This is a genomic window from Luteimonas flava, assembly GCF_036584485.1.
Lineage (GTDB): Bacteria > Pseudomonadota > Gammaproteobacteria > Xanthomonadales > Xanthomonadaceae > Luteimonas > Luteimonas flava.
Genome location: NZ_JAZHBM010000001.1, coordinates 1,100,759 through 1,120,063 on the forward strand (window position 1 = coordinate 1,100,759; position 19,305 = coordinate 1,120,063).

Below are 19,305 nucleotides of genomic sequence, written 5' to 3' on the forward strand. Positions count from 1 at the left end.
TGCGCGAGAGAGGCGCGATTGTAGGTTAAACAGGCGTCAAGGCTGGGCGCGGATGTGGTCACGGGCACATCATTCCCCGGCTGAGAGCATGCGCGACATGCCTGATACACGCCGTTCCGCCCCTGCCCCCCTGTTTTCCGACACCACGCCGCCCGCGCTGCTCGAGCGAGTCGACGCCTGGGATCTGGCCGTCGCCGACGGTCCGGTCATCGCGACCGCGATCCACGACGGGCATACGCTTCGCCCGTCGCTGCGCGCACGCGTCAAGCTCGACGACGATGCGCGCTGGCGCGAGGAAGACCCGCTCACCAGCCTGCTGACCCAGGTCGGCGACACCCGACTGCGGGTGCGCCAGTCGCGCTTCGAGGTCGATCTCAACCGCCCGCGGGCCGAAGCCGTCTACACCGGTCCCGAGGCCTGCTGGGGCCTGGATGTCTGGACCACACCGCTCGACGACGCGGAACGTGAGACGTCGCTGGCACTGCACGACCGCTTCTACGACACGATCGGTGAGCTGATCGACCGCACGGTCGCCCGTTGGGGCAGCGCGCTGCTGATCGACATTCACAGCTACAACCACCGCCGCGATGGACCCGACGCCGCGCCCGCGTCGCAGGATGCCAATCCCGACATCGAACTCGGCATCACCACACTCGATCCCGAGCGTTGGGGCGAGACTGCGAAGCGCTTCGCCAATGTGCTGCGCCGGCATCCCGTGCGCGGCGCTTTGCCGGACGTGCGCTGCAATGTGCGCTTCCCGACCGGCGGCCACTTTCCCGAATGGGTCTTCGAGAACTGGGGCGATCGCGTCTGCACGATCTCGCCCGAGTACAAGAAGATCTTCATGGACGAATGGAGCGGCCAGGCGGACGTCCCCGCGCTGTACGCGCTGCGCGATGGCCTGTCGCATGCGGTCGACGCGGTGCGTCCGGAGTTCCTCAAGTGAGCGTGGGTGTTGCCCGGCGGCCGGTCGCACGACCGTTGCCGCCGGTGGCCGCGCACGTCGACGAAGCGCTCGCCGCGCTTGATGCACGGCTCGACTGGCTGCTGGCCCTGTCGCCGCTCGACGGCGTGGGTTTGTGGAACGCCTTCGAAACCTCGGGCCGCACGCTCGAACCGACGCTGCGATACGTCGATCTCGACACCGATCTGGTCGAAACGCGCCGGGCACTCGATGCCCTGCCCGTCAGCGAGATCGAATCGCCGGCGCTGCAGGCACTGCTGGCCGAGAAGCAGGGCGAACTGGGCCGCATGATCGATCTGGTCGAACAGCGCGACCAGGCCGGTTTCGTCGATGCCAGCGTCGCGCTGTTCGGCGCGGTGGAGCCGGAACTGCTGGTGCTTGCCGAGCGCATCTTGGCGAGCGTGGGCAGCGGTGAACCGCTGTCTGCCGACTGCGGCATCGACGAGGTGCGCAGCCAGGTCGACGCCGAGATCGCCTGGTACCGCACGCAGGCGCCGGACTTCCACATCGACGTCGTCGTGGATACCGACATCAGCTCGATGCTGATGGTCTCGCACGGCACGTTCTACATCGACGGCAACATCCGCCTGCCGCGGGCACGCGTGCAGCCGCTGATCCAGCACGAGATCGGCACGCACGTCGTCACCCGCCACAACGGCCGGCAGCAGGCCTTGCGCCAACTCGAAGTCGGTCTGGCGCACTACGACCCGATGCAGGAAGGCCTCGGCGTACTCGGCGAGTTTCTTGCCGGCTACCTGCCCGGCGAGCGTCTGCGCATCCTCGCTGCACGCGTGGTCGCGACCTCGATGGCCGCACGCGGCGAACAATTGCCGGCGATTTTCGCCTGCCTGCACGAAACCCACGACATGCCGACCGACGACGCGTTCGATGTCGCCGTGCGCGCGCGACGCGGTGGTGGGTTGACCAAGGACGCGGTCTATCTGCGCGGTTTGCGCGATCTGCTCGCATACCTGGAAGCCGGCGGCGATTTCGACGCCCTGTTCCTCGGCAAGTTCGCATTGCCGCAGCTGGAACTGCTGGACGCGCTGGTCGACGACGGCTGGATCGTGCCGCCGGTCCTGCTGCCCCGCTACACCACCCACGAGGATTTCCGCAGCCGCCTCGACGCCTGCCGGCGCACGCCGGTCGAGCGCCTCTTCCACACACACCGCACCCCGGAGCATGCTGCATGACAGACGGACACCCCCTGCGTTTCGGCTTTGTCGTCAACGATGTCGACACCGAGCAGGACAACTACACCACGATCCGTCTAGCCCGCCGCGCCCTGTCGCGCGGCCATGAGATCGCGCTGATCGGTCTCGCCGACTTCACCTACGACGCCGACGGCACTGTGCGCGCCTGCGCGCACATGCCCTGCGGACAGGATTACGCCGACGATGCGGCCCTGCTCGCCGACCTGCAGTCGGACGAGTGTCCGACCGAACGCATTTCCGTCGACGATCTCGACGTGCTGATGCTGCGCAGCGATCCCGCCGACGAGATGGTCGAGCGCCCCTGGGCGCCCGGCAGCGGCCTGCTGTTCGCGCAGCTCAGCGCGCTGAAGCGGGCACTGGTGGTCAACGACCCGACGCACCTGACCGACGCCTCGAACAAGACCTACTTCCAGCATTTCCCCGAAGAAGTCCGCCCCGTCACCTGCATCAGCTGCGACATCGACGAGATCAAGGCCTTCATCGAAGCGCGCGACGGCTACGGCGTCATCAAGCCGCTGCAGGGCTCCGGTGGCCAGAGCGTGTTCGTGGTCACCCCGGAAAGCGCCGGCAATCTCAACCAGATGATCGACGCGGTGCTGCGCGACGGCTACGCGATCGCCCAGGAATACCTGCCCAAGGCGAAGGACGGCGACCTGCGTCTGCTGATGCTCAACGGCCGTCCGCTCGAAGTCGACGGCACCTACGCCTGCATCCGTCGCTACAACGACAGCGGCGATGCGCGCAGCAACATCAGCGCCGGCGGCAAGTACGAGATGGCCAAGCCCGACGCCGATGCCTTGCGTCTGGCCGAACTGGTCGCGCCGAAACTGATCCGCGACGGCATGTACTTCGTCGGCCTCGACATCGTCGGCGACAAGCTGATGGAAGTGAACGTCGACACCCCCGGCGGCATCAACATGCTCGAGGAACTGACCGGTCTCGATTTCTCGGGCCGCATCCTCGAAGACCTGGAGCGCAAGCTGCGCCTGCGCAAGCATTACGGCAGGACGCTCAGCAACGTCGAACTGGCGATGCTCTGAGCCACGCGGGCGTCAGATCCGGTTGGCGATCTCGATGAGGTTGCCGTCCGGATCGCGCACGTAGACGGACAGGATCGGGCCGGTCGCCCCCGTGCGGGGCACCGGCCCGTCTTCGATGTGGACGCCCGCCGCATGCAGTTCGGCCTGCACCCGGTCCAGCGGCGTCGCGGTCAGCAGGCACAGGTCCGCCGATCCGGGCGTGGCGCGCAGTGCCTTCGGTTCGAATTCGTGGCCGGCCTGGTGCAGGTTGATCTTCTGCGCTCCGAACGCGAGCGCCCGTCTGCCCGCGCCGAAGCTCACGACCTGCATGCCGAAGACACGGTTGTAGAACCTGCAGGTCGCGTCGATGTCGGCGACGGTCAACACCAGATGGTCGAGTGCGTTGATGCGCATGGCATCAGTCTCCGGTCGATGCGATGGACGGATGCGCCGGTGACGGCGTGTCCGGCGCGTGGCGCTGGAGATGTCGAGCCGCGACGAAGGCGAACGCCAGCAACACGAGCGCACCGCCGGCCAGCACCGGCCAGCCGCCGTGGGCCCACAGCCAGCCGCTGGTCGCGCCGATCAGGCTCGAGCCCATGTAGTACGAAAGCAGATACAGCGAGGCCGCATGGCTGCGATGCGTGCGGCCGAGCCGGCCCACCCACGCGCTCGCCGCGGCATGCGCGATGAAGAAGCCGATCGTCAGCAGCACCAGACCCGGCACGATCATCCATAGCGTCGGCGCCAGCGTCAGCAGCACGCCGGCCGCGGCCACCACGACACCGGCGACGACGACCGGGCCGCGACCGAAGCGATCCGACAGACCACCGGCGACGGTCGAACTGACGATGCCGAACACGTAGGCGCTGAAGATCCAGCCGATCTCGGCCTGCCCCAGAGCGAACGGCGCCGCGCCGAGCCGGAAGCCGAGATAGTTGTAGACGCTGACGAACACGCCCATCACCAGGAACGGGATCGCGAACAGCCACGGCAGCAGCGGATCGCGCAGATGCCCGCCCCAGGCGCGCAGATGGAAGCGCAGATTGATCCCGCGCTGGCGCACGAAGTGTCGCGATTTCGGCAGCAGCCAGACGAAGGCGATCGCGACCAGCAGATCGAAGCCGCCCAGCAGCGCGAGCGCGGTCCGCCAGTCGAACCAGTCGGTCAGGAAGCTCACCGACAGCCGCCCCATCATCCCGCCGAAGGCGTTGCCGGCGACGTAGAGCCCGACCGCCGACCCCAGCCGCTGGGCGGGGAATTCCTCGGCAAGATAGACCATCGCCACCGCGGGCACACCGCCGAGCGCAATGCCTGCGAGTGCGCGCACGAGTACGAGGCTCGGCCAGTGCGACAGCATCGCGGCGAGCATCGTCAGCATCGCGGCGACCGCCATCGACACGAACATCAGGCCACGTCTGCCGAGATTTTCCGATACGGCGCCGGCGCAGAAGATCGACAGCGCCAGCCCGAGAGTCGCCAGCGACAGTGGCAGCGAACTCGCCGCCGGCCCCACGTCGAACTCGCGCGCGAATTCGGGCAGCAGCGGCTGCACGCCGTAGAGCAGCGAGAACGTGGCGAAGCCGGCGAGGAACAACGCAAGGCGGATACGGCCGGGGCGCAGAGGCGCCGGCGAAGTGGCGGACATCGGGGACAGGTGCAGCGACGTGGGCGGTCAGTATCGGCCTGCGGGGTCACGCAGGCCAGCGATGGGCATGGATCGATGTGTCGCGCGGCAGCCTGACCGCGCAGGCTTCAACCCGGCGCAGGCCCCGCCGGCACCGGCGCATTGCCGCCGCGCACCACACGCACCGGCACGGATTTGGCGGCAGGCACGTGGCTGTCGATCGCATGGTGCGAGACCGGAATGAGCGGATTGCATTCCGGGTAGTAGGCCGCAATGCAGCCGCGGGGAATGCGATAGGGGATCGCGCGCAAGCCGCCGACTTCGCGGACTTCGGAATCGTCATCGAAGTCCGCTGCGAGCGTGATCTGTTCGCCGTCGTCCAGACCCAGCTCGGCGATGTCGTCGGCGTGCATCAGCACCACGCGGCGCGTGCCGTCGATGCCGCGGAAGCGGTCGTGATAGCCGTAGACCGTGGTGTTGAACTGGTCGTTGCTGCGCACGGTCAACAGGCGATAACGCCCCACCTTGTCGGCGAAGCCGGTCGCACAGATCACGTCGGGCACGTGGAACTCGGCCTTACCGCTCTCGGTCGACCAGCGCCGCTCGCGCGCCGCGACCGGACGCGGAAAACCGCCTGGCGTGTACAGGCGTGCATTGAAATCGCGGAACTGCTCGGGATACGTCTCCTCGATCGCATCGCGCACACTTGCGTAATCCTTGACCCAGTCCTGCCACGGTACACAGGCGGCGCGTTCGGGCGACAGGATCGCCTGCGCGAGCGCGGCGACGATCGCAGGCTCGGAGCGCAACATCGGACCCGCCGGCGGGCTGTTGCCGAACGAGGCGTGGATGCAGGTCGTGCTGTCTTCGATGCTGACTTTTTGCGCCACGCCGTCCTGCACGTCTTCCTCGATTCGGCCCAGGCACGGCAGCAACAGCGTCTCGCGCCCGCACAACAAATGGTTGCGGTTGAGATGCGTGGCCACCTGCAGGCTTAGCGTAAGTCCCTGCCACGCCGGCTCCAGACGACCGGTATCGGGTGCGGCGCGGGAAAAATTGCCACCCAGCCCGATGAAGGCTTCGACACTGCCATCGAGGATGCCTTCGACCGTGCCGACCGTATCGAGCCCCTTCTCGCGCGGCGGCTCGAAGCCGTACTGCGCGACGATTCTGTCGAGCGGCACGAGCTCGGGCTTTTCGGAAATGCCGACGGTGCGCTGCCCTTGCACGTTTGAATGCCCGCGCACCGGGCAGATGCCCGCGCCCGGACGGCCGACGTTGCCGCGCATCAGCGCGAGATTGCAGACCATGCGCACGTTGTCGACGCCGTGGCGGTGCTGGGTCAGGCCCATGCCGTAGATCAGGATCGACGACTCCGCCTGCGCGTAGACACCCGCGACGCCCTCGATGTCGGCGCGTGACAGTCCACTCTCGCGTTCGATGTCGGTCCAGTCCGCGGCCCGCAGCCAGGCTTCGAAGGCTTCGAAACCATTGGTGTGGGTCTCGATGAAGCCGACATCGAGCACGCGCGGGCGGCCTTGCGCCTGCGCGGCGTCGTCGAGATCGAGCAACGCGCGTGCCAGTCCCTGCATCAGCGCGATGTCGCCGCCCGCACGCACCGGGAAGTAGGCATTGCTGATCCGCGTCGACGCGCCGGTGGCCATCGCCAGCGGTTCCTGTGGATTGGTGAAGCGCTCCCAGCCGCGTTCGTACAAGGGATTGAAGGTGATGATCTCTGCGCCACGGCGCGCGGCCTCCTGCAGCGGATGCAGCATGCGCGGACTGTTGACGCCGACGTTCTGGCCGAAGGAGATGATGCAGTCGGTGTGTTCGAAATCTTCCAGCAGCACGGTGCCGACCGGCACGCCGATGCTGCGCGGCAGGCCCACAGACGTGCTCTCGTGGCACATGTTGGAGCTGTCTGGGAGATTGTTGTTGCCGTACAGCCGCGCCAGCAGGCCGTACATGTAGGACGTTTCGAGCGAGGCGCGTCCCGAGGCGTAGAACACGGCGCGCTCGGGCGCCATGCCGCGCATCACGCCGCCGGCGATCGCGAAGGCCTCGTCCCAGGACACCGGCACGTAGTGATCACTGGCCGCGTCGTAGCGCATCGGCTCGACCAGCCGGCCCGCCGCTTCGAGATCGTGATCGGCCCAGGTCAGCAGTTCGGTCACGGTGTGTTGCGCGAAGAAGGCGGCATCGGCGCGGCGGGTGTCCAGCTCCCACATCGTGGCCTTGGCGCCGTTCTCGCAGAATTCGGCGGTGTGCGGCTCGGCCGGCTTGGCCCAGGAACAGCTCACGCAGGCGAAGCCGTCGATCTTGTTCTGGCGTTGCAGCTGTCGCGCACCCTCGATCGTCTGCGCACCGTCGCCGGTGCCGTAACGCAGCAGCGATCGCACCGAACCCCATCCGCCCGCGGGCGCCTCGTAGGGCTTGAACGTGGGATGCGACTCGCTCATGACGGACTCCGGCTTCGACTCATGCCTTACCGTCGCCGACTACATCTCCCCGCGACGTGAATGTCGGCCTCACGACGTTTCAACGTCCACGGGCGCAAGGTGAGCCCATGCAGGATGTCGCCAAATTGCGCTGCCCCTGGTGCGGAGAACGTTTCGAGACACTGGTCGACGCCAGCGTCGGCGATGCGGATTACGTCGAGGACTGTCCGGTTTGCTGCCGACCCATTGAAATGCATCTCGCCGTGGACGACGACGGCATCCGCCTCGACGCCGGACGCGAGGACTGAGACACCGTCAGGCCGGGCTGACCGGCGTGAGCTCCCAGAACGTCTGCACCAGGGGCGCCGCATCCTCCCAGCTCACATCAGGGTTGCGACGCAGCCGTAGCCAGCCTTCGCGCAACTGGGACTCGCACTCGTCCCACGAGCGCTCGCCCAGATATTCCCGGGACATCTGTCCGTACACCCGGCACAACTCGACGTCTTCAGCGTTCACGTCGGCATCCTTGTTGGAGGGTGAGACGCGGCCAGCTCGGCCGCACCGTGTCGGCAGCATGTGAACAGGGCGCAGTCAGGGTCTGTGCGCTAACGCACGTAGTTCAGTCAGCTGTATGCGCGTTGCCGTACATACGACACCGCATTCAGACGGGAAAATCCATACTCGTTCATCCGATGGACCTTTCGCTGCGCATGAAGAAGAAAGCGCCCTGGGCGCCGCTCAATGGACTGCTGCAGGACCTGCCCGACGACGTGTGCGACCGCGTCGGCGACGAGGTCCAGCTGGTCGACATGCCGGCCGGCAAGGTGCTGCACGAAGCCAATGTGGCCCAGACGACGATCTACTTCCCGCGCGAAGGCATCGTGTCGTTGATGTATGCGCTGGAGAGTGGCGATACCAGCGAGTTCGCGATGGTCGGTAACGAAGGCGTGGTCGGTATCGGTCTGCTGACCGGCGCCCGCAGCGTCCCCACGCGCGCCGTGGTCAAGGTCGGCGGCGAAGCTTTGGCCCTGCGCGGCGAGTTCGCGATCCGCGAGTTCCAGCGCGGGGGTGCGTTCCAGGAAATCCTGCTGCGCTATTTCCAGGCCTTGGTGACCCAGACCGCGATGACCGGCGTCTGCAACCGCCACCACACGGTCGACAAGCAACTGTCGCGCTGGCTGCTGCTGGTCAACGATCGGGTGGGTTCGGTCGAGATCAAGATGACCCAGGAGCAGATCGCGCATCTGCTGGGCGTGCGCCGCGAAGGCATCACCGAGGCCGCGCGCCGTCTGCAGGAAGACGGCTGCATCCGCTACAGCCGCGGCGTGATCCAGGTGCTGGACCGCGAATGTCTCGTGGCGCGCTCCTGCGAGTGCTACGGCGTGGTGCGGACCGAGTACGACCGGCTGCTGCGCCCCGCGCTCGAAGGCTGAGCGCCACGGGCGCGCGCATCGGCGCGGGCCTCGTCACACCTCGGCATCACGGCCCGTTGCGCGGGCCGCGCGAGCATGTATGTCTTCCCTACAAGGAGTCGTCCATGAGCCGGATCCCACCCCGCATCTTCACCAGCCGCGAGGATCTCGATGCGATCGAACAGCGCATCGTGCTGCTCGATGACGAGGCGCGCGTGCGCGTCACGCTGGACGACGGCAGCGTCGTCGAAGGCACGGTCTCTGCCCGGCCGACGCTGGAGGTCTTCCGCAACGGCGACGGCGATGAAGGCCACAACGCACGGCTGAGGCTCGACGATGCCGCGCAGCCGGCGACGCCGCATTACGTGTGGGTGGGCGACGTCCGCGACATCGAGCGGCTCGGTACAGCCTGAGCCGCGTCGATCACGCGATGGCGCCGCGCATGTTGGCGCGTCGCCAGTGCCCTGCCTCACTCCTCGCAGCGCACGCGACTGACGCCCTCGCCGGCATCGTCGCCGACGAACAGGGTGTCGGGCCCGTCCAGACGCAAGAGCCGCTCGGCAGTCCAGGTCTGGCCTTCGCCTTCGTAATCCGCAGTCACGCGCACTGCGTCGTTGTCGAGTGGCAGTACCGACGTCGGCGTGGCGATGCTTTCGTGGAAGCGCAGCGCGCCCGGTTCGAGACGCAGCGCCATATCACTGCCGCCGGACCTGCAGGCGTCGGCATCCGCATCCCATCGGCCGAGGAAACGGTCTGGAATCGTCGTCGACGCGTCGTCGTCTCCCAGCTCGCCCGGCGGTGTCGGCACCGGCATCGATGCGGGCCGCGCGCAGCCGCGGAACGGGCCGCGCCCATCGATGGTCAGCAGGCCCGTCATCGGGAAGCGCGCGCCGGACATGTCGTCCTCGCAGCGCATGCGGCGCACGATCAGTACCACCGAGCCGTCCGCATCCGATGCGTCGATGCGCCGGCCATCGGCAGTCATCGAGACGCGTGCCCCGGTGAAGCGGCGTTCCGGCGCATCGACACCGCGCAGGACCACCGTGTCGCCCTCGACGGTGGCCTGCCAGAACGGTTCGTTGGTCGACACGACCACGTCGTCGTCGCTGCTCGCGGCCGGCGCAGTCGCCTCCGGTGCTGGCGTCGCAGGTGCAGTGGCGCTGCCGGGTGCGATTTCGGGTTGACAGGCGGCCAGCAGCAATGCGGCAGGCAGCAGCAGGTGGACCGGGTGGATTCGCATGTCGGGATGCCTCGGAGTGGACTGGACGCCAGCATCGCCGGTCGCGTGTTCATGTCCGGTCACGCGCGTCCGGAATCCGCCGCAAGCGCATGATTGCGTTGCGGTTTTCGCTGCAGCGCAGCATCACGCCCACATGTCGACTCCGGGTGAAAATATCCAGCATATTCAATATGTTATAATTTCGGACCTTCGCTGATCTTGCCGGAGGTCTGCCATTCCAGTCGTCCGTAATCTTGCCGCGCTGTTCGCCGGCGTCGCCCTGCTGCTGATGGGCAGTGGCCTGCTGGGCACGCTGCTGGCGGTGCGCGGCCGGATCGAGAACTTCGACGACCAGACGATGGGCCTGATCATGTCGGGCTACTTCGTCGGCTTCTTCCTCGGCACGTATCTGGCGCCGGGGCTGATCCAGCGGATCGGCCACATCCGCGCCTTCGCGTTCTACTCGGCGCTGGTCGCCGCCGCGATCCTGCTGCATCCGGTGTTCGTGAATCCCTGGGCCTGGGGCGCGCTGCGCGTGCTGACCGGCGTCGGCCTGGTCGGCCTGTACACGGTGATCGAAAGCTGGCTCAACGTGCAGGCGCCGCCGGACAAGCGCAGCCAGGTGTTCGCGGTCTACATGGCGGTGAACCTGCTGGCACTGGCCGCCGGCCAGTGGTTCATCAGCTTCATGGATCCGTCGACGTTCGTGCTCTTCAGCGTCGTCGCGATCTTCATCTGCGTCGCGGCGTTGCCGGTCGTCGCCAGCCGCATGGTGCAGCCCACACTGCCGGCCGTGCCGCGACTGGCATTGGCCTCGCTGTGGCGCGCGGCGCCGGCGGCCGCGAGTGGTTCGCTGCTGGCAGGCGTCGCGATGGGCGGTTTCTGGGGCATGGGCGCGGTCTACGCTACCGGCCTGGGCCTCGATCTGCAGGGCATCGCGGCGCTGATGAGCGCGACGATCCTCGGCGGCGCGCTGCTGCAATGGCCGATCGGCCGCGCGTCCGATCGCGGCGATCGCCGCACGACGCTGGCCATCATCTGCGCGATCGCGGCCGTGATCGGCGTGGCGATGATGTTCGCCGCAGACCGGTCGCATGTCGCGCTGTTCGGCCTGTTCTTCCTGTTCGGGGGCGTGGCGTTCGCGATCTACCCGCTGTGTGTCGCGCATCTGCTCGACCATCTGCCGGTCGAGGACACGCTGTCGGGCTGCTCGAGCCTGCTGCTGCTCAACGGCGTGGGCTCGGCGATCGGCCCCGCACTCGCCGGCGCCGCGATGGTGCGGTTCGGGCCGTCCGCCCTGCCCGCCTCGTTCGCGATCGTGCTCGGCGTACTGGCAGTGATCGCCGCGGGCCGTCGCCTGATCCGTCGTCGCGACCGTGAGCATCCGTCCGTCTTCCACCCGATGCTGCGCACCACCCCGTCCGCACTCGAACTGCTGCCCGAAACCGGCCCCGCACCCGAGGGCCCCGACCTTTCCGATCCGCACCACAAGGACCCACGTTGACTCAGGAATCCACCAACACAGACCTCACCCCCGCCAATACCCCGTTCGTCCCGCGACTCATGCTCGCGACCGATCTCGACGGCACCTTCCTCGCCGGCTCGCCCGCGCACCGCCAGCAGCTCTACCGTCTGGTCGACCGCCACCCCGAGATCCGCCTGACCTTCGTCACCGGCCGCGGCCTCGAAGCCGTCATGCCGCTGCTGTCCGACCCCAGCCTGCCGCGCCCCGACTACGTGATCTGCGATGTCGGCGGCACCGTCGTCGACGGCCACACGCTGCAGCCGATCCAGCCCCTGCAGACGCGCATCGACCGTCGCTGGCCGGGTGAGCGCGCGGTGGCCGATGCGATGGCCGGCTTCAACGGCCTCGTGCGCCAGGACGTGCCGCAGGAGCGCCGCTGTTCCTATTTCTGCGAGCCCGACGCGCTGGCCGGCATCCGCGGCGAGATCGAAGCCACCGTACGCAAGCTCGGCTGCTCGGTGCTGTACTCGGCCGACCGCTATCTCGACATCCTGCCGCCTGACACCGACAAGGGCCGCACGCTCGCCGCGCTCGCCGACCATCTCGAGCTGCCGCGCGATCGCGTACTCGTCGCCGGCGACACGCTCAACGATCTGTCGATGTACACCTCCGGATTCCAGGGCGTCTGCGTGGGCGAATCCGAGCCCGCACTCGTCAAGGCCACCGACCAGCTGTCGAACGTGTTCCAGGCGCAGGCGCCGGGCTGCGGCGGCATTCTCGAAGCGATCACGCACTTCGATCTGCTCGACTCCGACGATCCGTATCTGCGCCAGACGATCGAGCGCAGCACCGGCCAGTCGGATCTGGTGATGGTCTATCACCGTCTGCCCTACGAGGAATACGTGGAGGACGGCCAGCGCAAGCGCCGCCGCCCGACGTCGCCCAACGGCATCATCCCGAGCCTGCTCGGCTTCTTCGGCAGCGGCCAGAAAGGTTCGTGGGTCGCGTGGAGCGTCGACGATCCCAAGCTCGGCAAGTTCGAGACGCGCACGCCGGTCGATCCCGATGCGTATCCCGACCTCACCGTCGCGCGCGTGCCGCTGACCCAGACCGAGGTCGACGCGTTCTACAAGCGGTTCTCGAAGGAAGCCTTCTGGCCGATGCTGCACACGTTCTGGGAGCGCGCGCGCTTCAGCGAGGACGACTGGAACATCTACCTGCGGGTGAACCGCAAGTTCGCCGAGGCCACCGCGGCCGAAGCCGCGCCCGGCGCGACCGTGTGGCTGCACGACTACAACCTGTGGATGGTGCCGGCCTACCTGCGCGAACTGCGCCCGGACGTGCGCATCGCGTTCTTCCACCACACCTACTTCCCGTCGGCCGACGTGTTCAACGTGGTGCCGTGGCGCCGCGAGATCCTCGGCAGCCTGCTGCAGTGCGACTACATCGGCTTCCACATCCCGCGCCAGGTCGAGAACTTCGTCGACGTGGTGCGCGGTGCGATGCCGACCGAAGTGCTGGAACGCGAAGGCTGCGCGCCGCGCTTCCTGACCTACGGATGCGCGGTCGGTCTGGACGAGACCACGACGCGCATCCGCGTCGGCGATCGCGTCGTCGGCCTGGGCGCGCATCCGGTCGGCACCGACATCAAGCGCATCGAGACCGGCCTGGCGCATCCGCGCGTGCGCGTGCGCCTAGAGCAGATCCGACGCGAGTTCTCCGGCCGCAAGCTGGTGCTGTCGGTCGAACGGCTCGACTACACCAAGGGCACGCTGGAGAAACTGCTCGCGTTCGAGCGTCTGCTCACCGAACAGCCGGATCTGCGCGGCAAGGTCAACCTGCTGATGGTGTGCGTGCCGGCGGCGAAGGAGATGACCGTCTACCGGGAACTGCAAACGCAGATCGAACAGGCGGTCGGTCGCATCAACGGCCGCTACGCGATGCTCGACTGGACACCCGTGCGCTTCTTCGCACGAGGCCTGCCGTTCGAAGAGGTGCTGGCGCACTACGCGGCCGCCGACATCATGTGGATCACACCGCTGCGCGACGGCCTGAATCTGGTCGCCAAGGAGTTCGTCGCCGCGCAGGGCATCGAAGGCTCCTCGGGCACGCTGGTGCTGTCGGAATTCGCTGGCGCCGCCGCCGAACTCAAGGGCGCGGTGCTGACCAATCCGCACGATCTGACCGATCTCGTCGCCGGGTTGCGCCAGGCGTTGTCGATGCCGGAACACGAAGCCGTCGGCCGCCAGCGCCAGCTGTTCGACATCGTCCACTACTACGACGTCGAACGCTGGGGCCGCGATTTCCTCGCCGCCGTGGAGACTGCCGGCAGCGGCGCCGACCAGCATCGCTATGCGATGCGTGGACTCGCCGCCTGAGCGGATGCGGGAGCGCTTCGCGCAGGCATGTGCGAAGCGCTTCCGCGTGTTGCGTGGGACTCGCGTTCCACTGCATCGGACGCGCCGTTCCAGACGCATCGCGTGAATCCAGCACCTCTCCCTCCGGAAGAGCGCCTGCCCCGGACTTGATCCGGGGTCGACGCGCATCGCGCGTCGGGTGAGGGAACGACTGACGGAACAAGTTGAAGTCCCGCGCTTCCTCGCAGCTTCAGGGCTGGAGATACGCTGGATGAAAGCAACGATGGGTTTCGCTGCGCTCCACCCATCCTGCGTAGAACCAGCGTCGCTTCGGCGACGCTACTCTCCGTTCACTGCGCCTTCCCTAGCCTGCGGTGACCTGTCGGCACCACGCCGGCGCCCGACTCGAAGAGGACGCCACATGCGCGCAGCACCCGCCACCGCTCTCCTGCTCACGTTCGCACTGGCCGCCTGCAGCGGCGAATCGACGCCCGCATCGCCGGCCGTGGACACCCCGCCGCCTCCGCCGCCTGCCGCCGCGCCTGCGGAAGAGGCACCGCCGACCGGTTCGCTCGCCGCGCGCGATGCCGAGACCGAGCCGTCGAACACGATCAACTACGACTGCGAGGGCACGCGCATCACGCTCGCCCAGGAAGGCGCAGGCGACGACGCCCGCGTGCAGTTCGTCGTCGACGGCGTGACGCTCGACCTGCCGCGTGCCGAGACCGCGCAGGGCGATCGTTTCGCCGATGCCGACGGCAACGTGTTCTGGAGCCACGGTACCGACGAGGCACGCTTGACCCTCCAGGGCCAGCACGAGCGCAACTGCGCCCGCGTCTACTGACGCATCGGCGCATTCATCGCCTCCGGGAAACGGAGGCGATATGCTCGCCACGCCCCTCCTCGCCCCCACGCGTCGATCCGATCCACCCAAGGCAAGGAGACGACCATGCGCTGGTTCACCCCCGTGTTCACTGTGGCCATCGGCCTGTCGCTGGCGGCGTGTTCGCCGGCAGAAGCACCGCCCGCCGATGATGCGGCGACGCCGCCGGCAAGCGGCAGTACCGAAGAACAGGCTCCCGCTCCGGAAACACCGAGCACCGATGCGGCGCCACTGCCGCAGGTGATGCATTACGACTGCGAAGGCACCCCGGTCGATGCGACGTTCGATGGCCGCGGCCAGGTCAGCGTCGCGGTCGACGGCGCCACGTACGTCCTGCGGACAGAAGAAGCGGCGTCGGGCACGAAATACGTCGACGACGCCGGCGTGGTGCTGTGGACACGCGGTGCACAAGATGCGCTGCTGACGCGCCCCGATCATCCCGACCGCACCTGCACGGGTTCGCCCGCGGCGCCGGTCTGAGTCTCCGTGTGCGCGCGAACGCGCGCATGTGTTTCTTGTAGGTGTGGACGCGCGCCTCCAGGCAGGCGCGCGTTCCGTTTCGTGGCAGGCAGGTAGACCATGGTCCAGCAGGCATCGGGTGGGTGCGCCGCTAAGCTGGGCGGTCGTTTTCCACGACGGTACCCGCCATGTTCCAGCGCGCCACGCGCCTGTCCGTCCGACTAGTCGAACGGTTCCTGCCCGACGCCTACGTCTTCGTCCTGATCTTCACCGCGCTGGCTTTCATCGCCGCCTTCGCGATCGAACAGACTCCGCCGCTCGAACTCGTCCGCTACTGGGGCACCGGATTCTGGGAGCTGCTCGGCTTCTCGATGCAGATGCTGCTGGTGCTGGTGACCGGCTTCATTCTGGCCAAGACGCCGCCGGTCAAACGCGGCCTGACCTGGATGGCCTCGCGCTGTCGCACGCCGAAAAACGCGATCGTCGTCGTGACCCTGGTGGCGATGGCGGCGAACTGGATCAACTGGGGTTTCGGCCTGGTGATCGGCGCGCTGTTCGCGCGTGAGGTCGCACGCTTCGTCAAGGTCGATTACCGCCTGCTCGTCGCGAGCGCGTACTCGGGTTTCATCATCTGGCACGGCGGACTGTCGGGTTCGATTCCGTTGACGATCGCCACCGAAGGCCACTTCATGCAGGAAGCGATCGGTCTGATTCCGACGTCGGAGACGATCTTCGCGCCGTTCAATCTGCTGATCGTCGCGCTGCTGGTGATTGCGATTCCACTGATCAACCGCGCAATGACGCCGTCCGACCAGGACGCCGTGCTGTTTACCCCGCCCGAAGATCCCGAGCCGCCGGTGCTCGCGCAGGAATCCAGCCCGGCCGAGCGTCTTGAACACGGCTGGATCCTGTCGGTCGCGGTCGGTGTCGCCGGTCTGGTGTTCCTCGTCGACCACTTCATCGCCGGCGGCGGGCTCAACCTCAACATCGTCAACTACGGGTTCCTGATGCTCGGCATCGTGCTGCATCGCACGCCGGCCCGGCTGCTGGCCGCGCTGCAGGAAGCGATCAAGGGCGGCGCGGGCATCGTCATCCAGTTTCCGTTCTACGCCGGCATCATGGCGATCCTCGTTGGCTCGGGTCTGGCGACGACGATGTCGGAATGGTTCGTGTCCTTCGCCAGCGCCGGCAGCCTGCCGTTCTGGACCTTCCTGTCGGCCGGCCTGATCAACATGTTCGTACCCTCGGGCGGCGGCCAGTGGGCGGTGCAGGCGCCGGTGATGATTCCGGCCGCGCAGGCGCTGGGTGCCGATCTGCCGCGCGTGGCGATGGCGGTGGCCTGGGGCGATGCGTGGACCAGCATGCTGCAGCCGTTCTTCGCCCTGCCCCTGCTCGCGATCGCCGGGCTCAAGATCAAGGACATCATGGGGTACTGCCTGATGCTGCTGTTCGCATCCGGCGTGATCATCGGCCTAGTGTTCCTGCTGCTCTGATCGTTGCTGCAGAGCCGCCGCGCGCATGACGCGCGGCGGGTCCTGATTCACTCCGCGTGACGCTCCGCGATCTCGGCCAGTCGCGCAGCGAGCGCGTCGCGCGGCCACCAGTGGCCACGTGCCATGACGCCCAGCGGCGCCTGCGCATGCGACAGGTCTTCGCGCGGGTCGCCGGCCAGCAGCACCAGATCCGCGCGACGGCCGACTTCGACGGTGCCGAACGCATCGGGCGTGCCGAGCGCCTGCGCCGCGTTGCGCGTGCCGGTGACCAGCACCTCGTACGGCGTCAGACCGGCGGCCTGCATCATCGCCATCTCGCGATGGATCGAGAAACCGGGCACGTTGAAGAACTGCGGCGCGTCGGAGCCGAGCACGATCGGCGCGCCGCCGTCGTGCAATGCCTTCAGCAGCTCACGTCGCAGCGTGACGAGCGCCTGCGCGGCATCGGGCTGGAAGGTGTCGCGCGCCGCGTACTCGTGTTTCGCACGGCGCCAGCGCTCACGCTCCGACGCCGGCATGTAGCGCATCTCCGGCCACTGCAGCATCGCTTCGGGCGTTTCGGGCGAGGCCATGTGTTCCACCAGGGTCAGCGTCGGCACGTTCCAGGTGCCGGCCGCACGCGTGCGTGCGACGGCCTCGTCGATACGTCCGCGATCGGCCCACTGCACCCAGCCACTGCCGAACCAGCCCGCGTCGCGGTCGCCGGTCTCGGTGCCTGGCGGCACCAGGAACTCGACGTAGCGGTCGAAGTGATCGATCGAGGCCTGCTTCGCATCGAGTGCCACATCCAGCGGCACGCCCTCGGGAATATGGCCGGCGAACGGAATGCCCACCGCGTGCGCGGTCTCGGCCATGCGCGGATATGCATCGGCCGGAATGCTGCCGATCTTGACCAGATCGAAGCCGGCGGCGTGATGCGCACGCACCTCGCGCACGGCTTCGTCTGCATCCCGGCTGCGCAGCCACGGGCTGGCGACGACCATCGTCGGACCGTTGACCTCACCGTGTTCGATGCGCGCGCGCAGTTCGGGATGTGAAACATCGCCGGACATGTTGCGCACCAGCGTGACGCCGTTCGCCAGATACAGGTCCAGCGTGTCCTGCACATAGACCGGATCGTCGCCGCCCGGCACGTGGCCGTGGAATTCGGCGAGGCCCGGCATCAGCACGCGGCCTGCGCCGTCGATGCGCGTCGCATCGTCCGGCACGTCGATGTCGTCGCGCGGGCCGATCGCGGCGATGCGGCCGTCGCGGACGACCACCGTCTGCGACGACAGCCGCACGTCGCGGTCCATCGGCAGCACGTCGACGTCGACGAATGCGAACGTGCCCGCAGCGCCGGCATCCGGGGTCGTCTGCGCCTGCGCCGCGCCGGCCAGCAGCAGACTCGTGGCGGCAAGGCCGTGCCACCACCTCATGTGGACGGACGCGCATGCAGCGCGACATTGAGCTGGTCGATCACCACGATCCAGTCGGCGTCCTCGATGCGCTCTTCGCGTAGCAGCTGCGCCTGCGCATCGCTCCAGAACGGCGCCTCTTCCAGGCGCACGTCGTCGGGCAGCGGACCGTGTTCGGCGATGAAGGCGCGGATCGAGGCCTCGTCATTCGGCAGGCCCAACTGGGCGAAGAGTTCGGAAAACGGATGGACGGTCGATTCCACGATGCACTCCAGGTTGGTCGTGCACCGAGCCTAACGCGGCCTGCGTCAACGCCGTTTCAGGCGCACGCGGAATTCCGGATGCCGGACACGCGAACCGCCCGGCATGCGGGCGGTTCGGTCGACACCTGTGCAGCAGTACGGACTAACTGGCGACTTTCTTGGCGACCGTCAGGCCCAGCACGAACAGCACGACAGCGATAATGACCGCTGCCCAGAACAGGAACTTCGCGATGCCCATCGCGCCACCGGCAATACCGCTGAAGCCGAGCGCGCCGGCGACGAGGCCGATGACTGCGAAAATGATGGCCCACTTGATCATGAAACGTTCTCCTTGCGGGGCGACGCGAATCCACGTCGCCAGTGGCCGAAATCTTCCGCCGCATGCGGTGCGGATCGCGTGAACGCACGCCTGCATCGCGTCAGCGCACGCGGCGGGCGAGCGCGCGCAGCACGCAGAACATCCAGCCGAGAATCAGCACGATTACGGTCTTCTGCGTGAGACCGCGGGGTGCATCGCGCCAGGCGGCGAGCACCCAGACCGACGCGAAACACAGCAGTGCCCACGGCAACGCCCAACGCGCAGTGCGGCGCCACGCGGGATCGCGCAGAAAGCCGAGCGCCTGCACCACCATGCCGGTCGTCGCGAACAGGAACGCGCCCTGCGCGGACACGCCATGGATCAGGCCCTCCAGTGACCGGTCCACGCCCGGCATGTCCATCCACGCGTACGCGGTGATCGACAGCGAGGTGCCCGCGAGCGCGAACAGCAGCAGCGCCGCCGCGCTGCGGGCGGGCGGCGCATGCGTTTCGCGCAAGGCCCAGCCGAGCGCGACCATGCCGATGCCGAGCGCGATGTAGGCGATCTGCAGCAACGGCCCCCAATCACCGATCAGATACAGGCTCATCTGGCTGGCGACGGGATCGAGTTCGGACCGCAGCAGATGCAGCGCGATGGCCGCGGCGACGAAGACGGCGAGACTCGCGGTCGCGACGTGGCAAGCGCGATGGAGCGCCAGGCGCTGCGCAGGATCGATAAATGCTGACATCGGGAACGGGCGTCGGAACTTCGCGACGCATGCTACCGGAGCCGTCACG

General features: G+C 67.6%; 20 protein-coding genes. 11 read left to right on the forward strand and 9 right to left on the reverse strand.

What is annotated here, in order from left to right:
* Positions 1 to 97 precede the first annotated feature (97 nt).
* From V3391_RS05260 to V3391_RS05270, 3 genes are read left to right on the forward strand one after another with little or no spacing between them, the layout of a single operon-like run.
* A complete protein-coding gene (locus V3391_RS05260) occupies positions 98 to 946 on the forward strand; it encodes an N-formylglutamate amidohydrolase (protein ID WP_332077352.1) in 849 nt (282 codons plus the stop codon).
* Positions 943 to 2,157 (forward strand): peptidase MATCAP family protein, encoded by a 1,215-nt coding sequence (locus tag V3391_RS05265; protein WP_332077353.1) that lies wholly within the window; start codon positions 943 to 945, stop codon positions 2,155 to 2,157. The genes V3391_RS05260 and V3391_RS05265 overlap by 4 nt, the downstream gene beginning before the upstream one ends.
* Entirely contained in the window at positions 2,154 to 3,218 is a 1,065-nt protein-coding gene (locus tag V3391_RS05270; protein WP_332077354.1) for an ATP-grasp domain-containing protein, read from the forward strand. Before V3391_RS05265 ends, V3391_RS05270 begins: the two co-directional genes overlap by 4 nt.
* Positions 3,219 to 3,230: 12 nt before the next feature.
* Here V3391_RS05270 and V3391_RS05275 read toward each other — a convergent pair whose 3' ends face one another.
* The 3 genes from V3391_RS05275 to V3391_RS05285 all read right to left on the reverse strand — a co-directional run bounded on the left by V3391_RS05275 (position 3,231) and on the right by V3391_RS05285 (position 7,283).
* Complete coding sequence (locus tag V3391_RS05275; RefSeq protein ID WP_332077355.1) at positions 3,231 to 3,611, reverse strand: VOC family protein; 381 nt, start codon at positions 3,609 to 3,611, stop codon at positions 3,231 to 3,233.
* A 4-nt stretch (positions 3,612 to 3,615) separates the two neighbouring features.
* Positions 3,616 to 4,845 carry an MFS transporter gene (locus tag V3391_RS05280; RefSeq protein WP_332077356.1) on the reverse strand — a complete coding sequence of 410 codons (1,230 nt, stop codon included), beginning with the start codon at positions 4,843 to 4,845 and terminating at the stop codon, positions 3,616 to 3,618.
* Positions 4,846 to 4,952: 107 nt separating this feature from the next.
* A complete protein-coding gene (locus V3391_RS05285; protein ID WP_332077357.1) occupies positions 4,953 to 7,283 on the reverse strand; it encodes an FdhF/YdeP family oxidoreductase in 2,331 nt (776 codons plus the stop codon).
* Positions 7,284 to 7,390: 107 nt separating this feature from the next.
* Here V3391_RS05285 and V3391_RS05290 point away from each other — a divergent pair, with 107 nt between their 5' ends.
* A complete protein-coding gene (locus V3391_RS05290; RefSeq protein ID WP_159681730.1) occupies positions 7,391 to 7,570 on the forward strand; it encodes a CPXCG motif-containing cysteine-rich protein in 180 nt (59 codons plus the stop codon).
* 7 nt (positions 7,571 to 7,577) lie between these two features.
* On the opposite strand, the gene V3391_RS05295 is transcribed toward V3391_RS05290, so the two are convergent.
* Entirely contained in the window at positions 7,578 to 7,778 is a 201-nt protein-coding gene (locus V3391_RS05295) for a hypothetical protein (protein WP_332077358.1), read from the reverse strand.
* A gap of 176 nt (positions 7,779 to 7,954) precedes the next feature.
* On the opposite strand from V3391_RS05295, the gene V3391_RS05300 reads away from it, so the two are divergent.
* Positions 7,955 to 8,695 carry a Crp/Fnr family transcriptional regulator gene (locus V3391_RS05300; protein ID WP_332077359.1) on the forward strand — a complete coding sequence of 247 codons (741 nt, stop codon included), beginning with the start codon at positions 7,955 to 7,957 and terminating at the stop codon, positions 8,693 to 8,695.
* Between the two features lie 104 nt (positions 8,696 to 8,799).
* The gene (locus V3391_RS05305) at positions 8,800 to 9,087 is read left to right on the forward strand and encodes a DUF3247 family protein (RefSeq protein WP_332077360.1); all 288 of its coding nucleotides are present in this window, start codon (positions 8,800 to 8,802) and stop codon (positions 9,085 to 9,087) included.
* A gap of 56 nt (positions 9,088 to 9,143) precedes the next feature.
* Here V3391_RS05305 and V3391_RS05310 read toward each other — a convergent pair whose 3' ends face one another.
* Positions 9,144 to 9,914, reverse strand: a complete 771-nt coding sequence (locus V3391_RS05310) for a hypothetical protein (protein ID WP_332077361.1) — start codon at positions 9,912 to 9,914, stop codon at positions 9,144 to 9,146.
* Positions 9,915 to 10,128: 214 nt separating this feature from the next.
* On the opposite strand from V3391_RS05310, the gene V3391_RS05315 reads away from it, so the two are divergent.
* From V3391_RS05315 to V3391_RS05335, 5 genes are all read left to right on the forward strand, one after another.
* The gene (locus V3391_RS05315; RefSeq protein WP_332077713.1) at positions 10,129 to 11,397 is read left to right on the forward strand and encodes an MFS transporter; all 1,269 of its coding nucleotides are present in this window, start codon (positions 10,129 to 10,131) and stop codon (positions 11,395 to 11,397) included.
* The gene (gene ggpS / locus V3391_RS05320) at positions 11,394 to 13,736 is read left to right on the forward strand and encodes a glucosylglycerol-phosphate synthase (RefSeq protein WP_332077362.1); all 2,343 of its coding nucleotides are present in this window, start codon (positions 11,394 to 11,396) and stop codon (positions 13,734 to 13,736) included. The genes V3391_RS05315 and ggpS overlap by 4 nt, the downstream gene beginning before the upstream one ends.
* A 400-nt stretch (positions 13,737 to 14,136) precedes the next feature.
* Positions 14,137 to 14,559 (forward strand): MliC family protein, encoded by a 423-nt coding sequence (locus V3391_RS05325; protein WP_332077363.1) that lies wholly within the window; start codon positions 14,137 to 14,139, stop codon positions 14,557 to 14,559.
* Between the two features lie 105 nt (positions 14,560 to 14,664).
* Complete coding sequence (locus V3391_RS05330; RefSeq protein WP_332077364.1) at positions 14,665 to 15,078, forward strand: MliC family protein; 414 nt, start codon at positions 14,665 to 14,667, stop codon at positions 15,076 to 15,078.
* 167 nt (positions 15,079 to 15,245) lie between these two features.
* A complete protein-coding gene (locus tag V3391_RS05335) occupies positions 15,246 to 16,550 on the forward strand; it encodes a short-chain fatty acid transporter (RefSeq protein ID WP_332077365.1) in 1,305 nt (434 codons plus the stop codon).
* A gap of 47 nt (positions 16,551 to 16,597) precedes the next feature.
* Here V3391_RS05335 and V3391_RS05340 read toward each other — a convergent pair whose 3' ends face one another.
* The 4 genes from V3391_RS05340 to V3391_RS05355 form a co-directional block, all read right to left on the reverse strand.
* Entirely contained in the window at positions 16,598 to 17,968 is a 1,371-nt protein-coding gene (locus V3391_RS05340; protein WP_332077366.1) for an amidohydrolase family protein, read from the reverse strand.
* Positions 17,965 to 18,210 carry a DUF2789 domain-containing protein gene (locus tag V3391_RS05345; RefSeq protein ID WP_332077367.1) on the reverse strand — a complete coding sequence of 82 codons (246 nt, stop codon included), beginning with the start codon at positions 18,208 to 18,210 and terminating at the stop codon, positions 17,965 to 17,967. The genes V3391_RS05340 and V3391_RS05345 overlap by 4 nt, the downstream gene beginning before the upstream one ends.
* 142 nt (positions 18,211 to 18,352) lie before the next feature.
* Positions 18,353 to 18,529, reverse strand: a complete 177-nt coding sequence (locus tag V3391_RS05350) for a DUF1328 domain-containing protein (protein ID WP_159681721.1) — start codon at positions 18,527 to 18,529, stop codon at positions 18,353 to 18,355.
* Positions 18,530 to 18,629: 100 nt separating this feature from the next.
* On the reverse strand, positions 18,630 to 19,256 hold the full coding sequence (locus V3391_RS05355) for a DUF998 domain-containing protein (RefSeq protein WP_332077368.1): 627 nt from the start codon (positions 19,254 to 19,256) through the stop codon (positions 18,630 to 18,632).
* Positions 19,257 to 19,305 lie beyond the last annotated feature (49 nt).

Bases quoted from the DNA above. Each gene is read 5' to 3' on its own strand.
- V3391_RS05260 (WP_332077352.1), top strand. From the start codon at position 98: ATGCCTGATACACGCCGTTCCGCCCCTGCCCCCCTGTTTTCCGACACC.
- V3391_RS05335 (WP_332077365.1), top strand. From the start codon at position 15,246: ATGTTCCAGCGCGCCACGCGCCTGTCCGTCCGACTAGTCGAACGGTTC.
- V3391_RS05290 (WP_159681730.1), top strand. From the start codon at position 7,391: ATGCAGGATGTCGCCAAATTGCGCTGCCCCTGGTGCGGAGAACGTTTC.
- V3391_RS05355 (WP_332077368.1), bottom strand. From the start codon at position 19,256: ATGTCAGCATTTATCGATCCTGCGCAGCGCCTGGCGCTCCATCGCGCT.
- V3391_RS05330 (WP_332077364.1), top strand. From the start codon at position 14,665: ATGCGCTGGTTCACCCCCGTGTTCACTGTGGCCATCGGCCTGTCGCTG.
- V3391_RS05285 (WP_332077357.1), bottom strand. From the start codon at position 7,283: ATGAGCGAGTCGCATCCCACGTTCAAGCCCTACGAGGCGCCCGCGGGC.
- V3391_RS05280 (WP_332077356.1), bottom strand. From the start codon at position 4,845: ATGTCCGCCACTTCGCCGGCGCCTCTGCGCCCCGGCCGTATCCGCCTT.
- V3391_RS05300 (WP_332077359.1), top strand. From the start codon at position 7,955: ATGGACCTTTCGCTGCGCATGAAGAAGAAAGCGCCCTGGGCGCCGCTC.
- V3391_RS05310 (WP_332077361.1), bottom strand. From the start codon at position 9,914: ATGCGAATCCACCCGGTCCACCTGCTGCTGCCTGCCGCATTGCTGCTG.
- V3391_RS05350 (WP_159681721.1), bottom strand. From the start codon at position 18,529: ATGATCAAGTGGGCCATCATTTTCGCAGTCATCGGCCTCGTCGCCGGC.
- V3391_RS05275 (WP_332077355.1), bottom strand. From the start codon at position 3,611: ATGCGCATCAACGCACTCGACCATCTGGTGTTGACCGTCGCCGACATC.
- V3391_RS05270 (WP_332077354.1), top strand. From the start codon at position 2,154: ATGACAGACGGACACCCCCTGCGTTTCGGCTTTGTCGTCAACGATGTC.
- V3391_RS05340 (WP_332077366.1), bottom strand. From the start codon at position 17,968: ATGAGGTGGTGGCACGGCCTTGCCGCCACGAGTCTGCTGCTGGCCGGC.
- V3391_RS05325 (WP_332077363.1), top strand. From the start codon at position 14,137: ATGCGCGCAGCACCCGCCACCGCTCTCCTGCTCACGTTCGCACTGGCC.
- V3391_RS05305 (WP_332077360.1), top strand. From the start codon at position 8,800: ATGAGCCGGATCCCACCCCGCATCTTCACCAGCCGCGAGGATCTCGAT.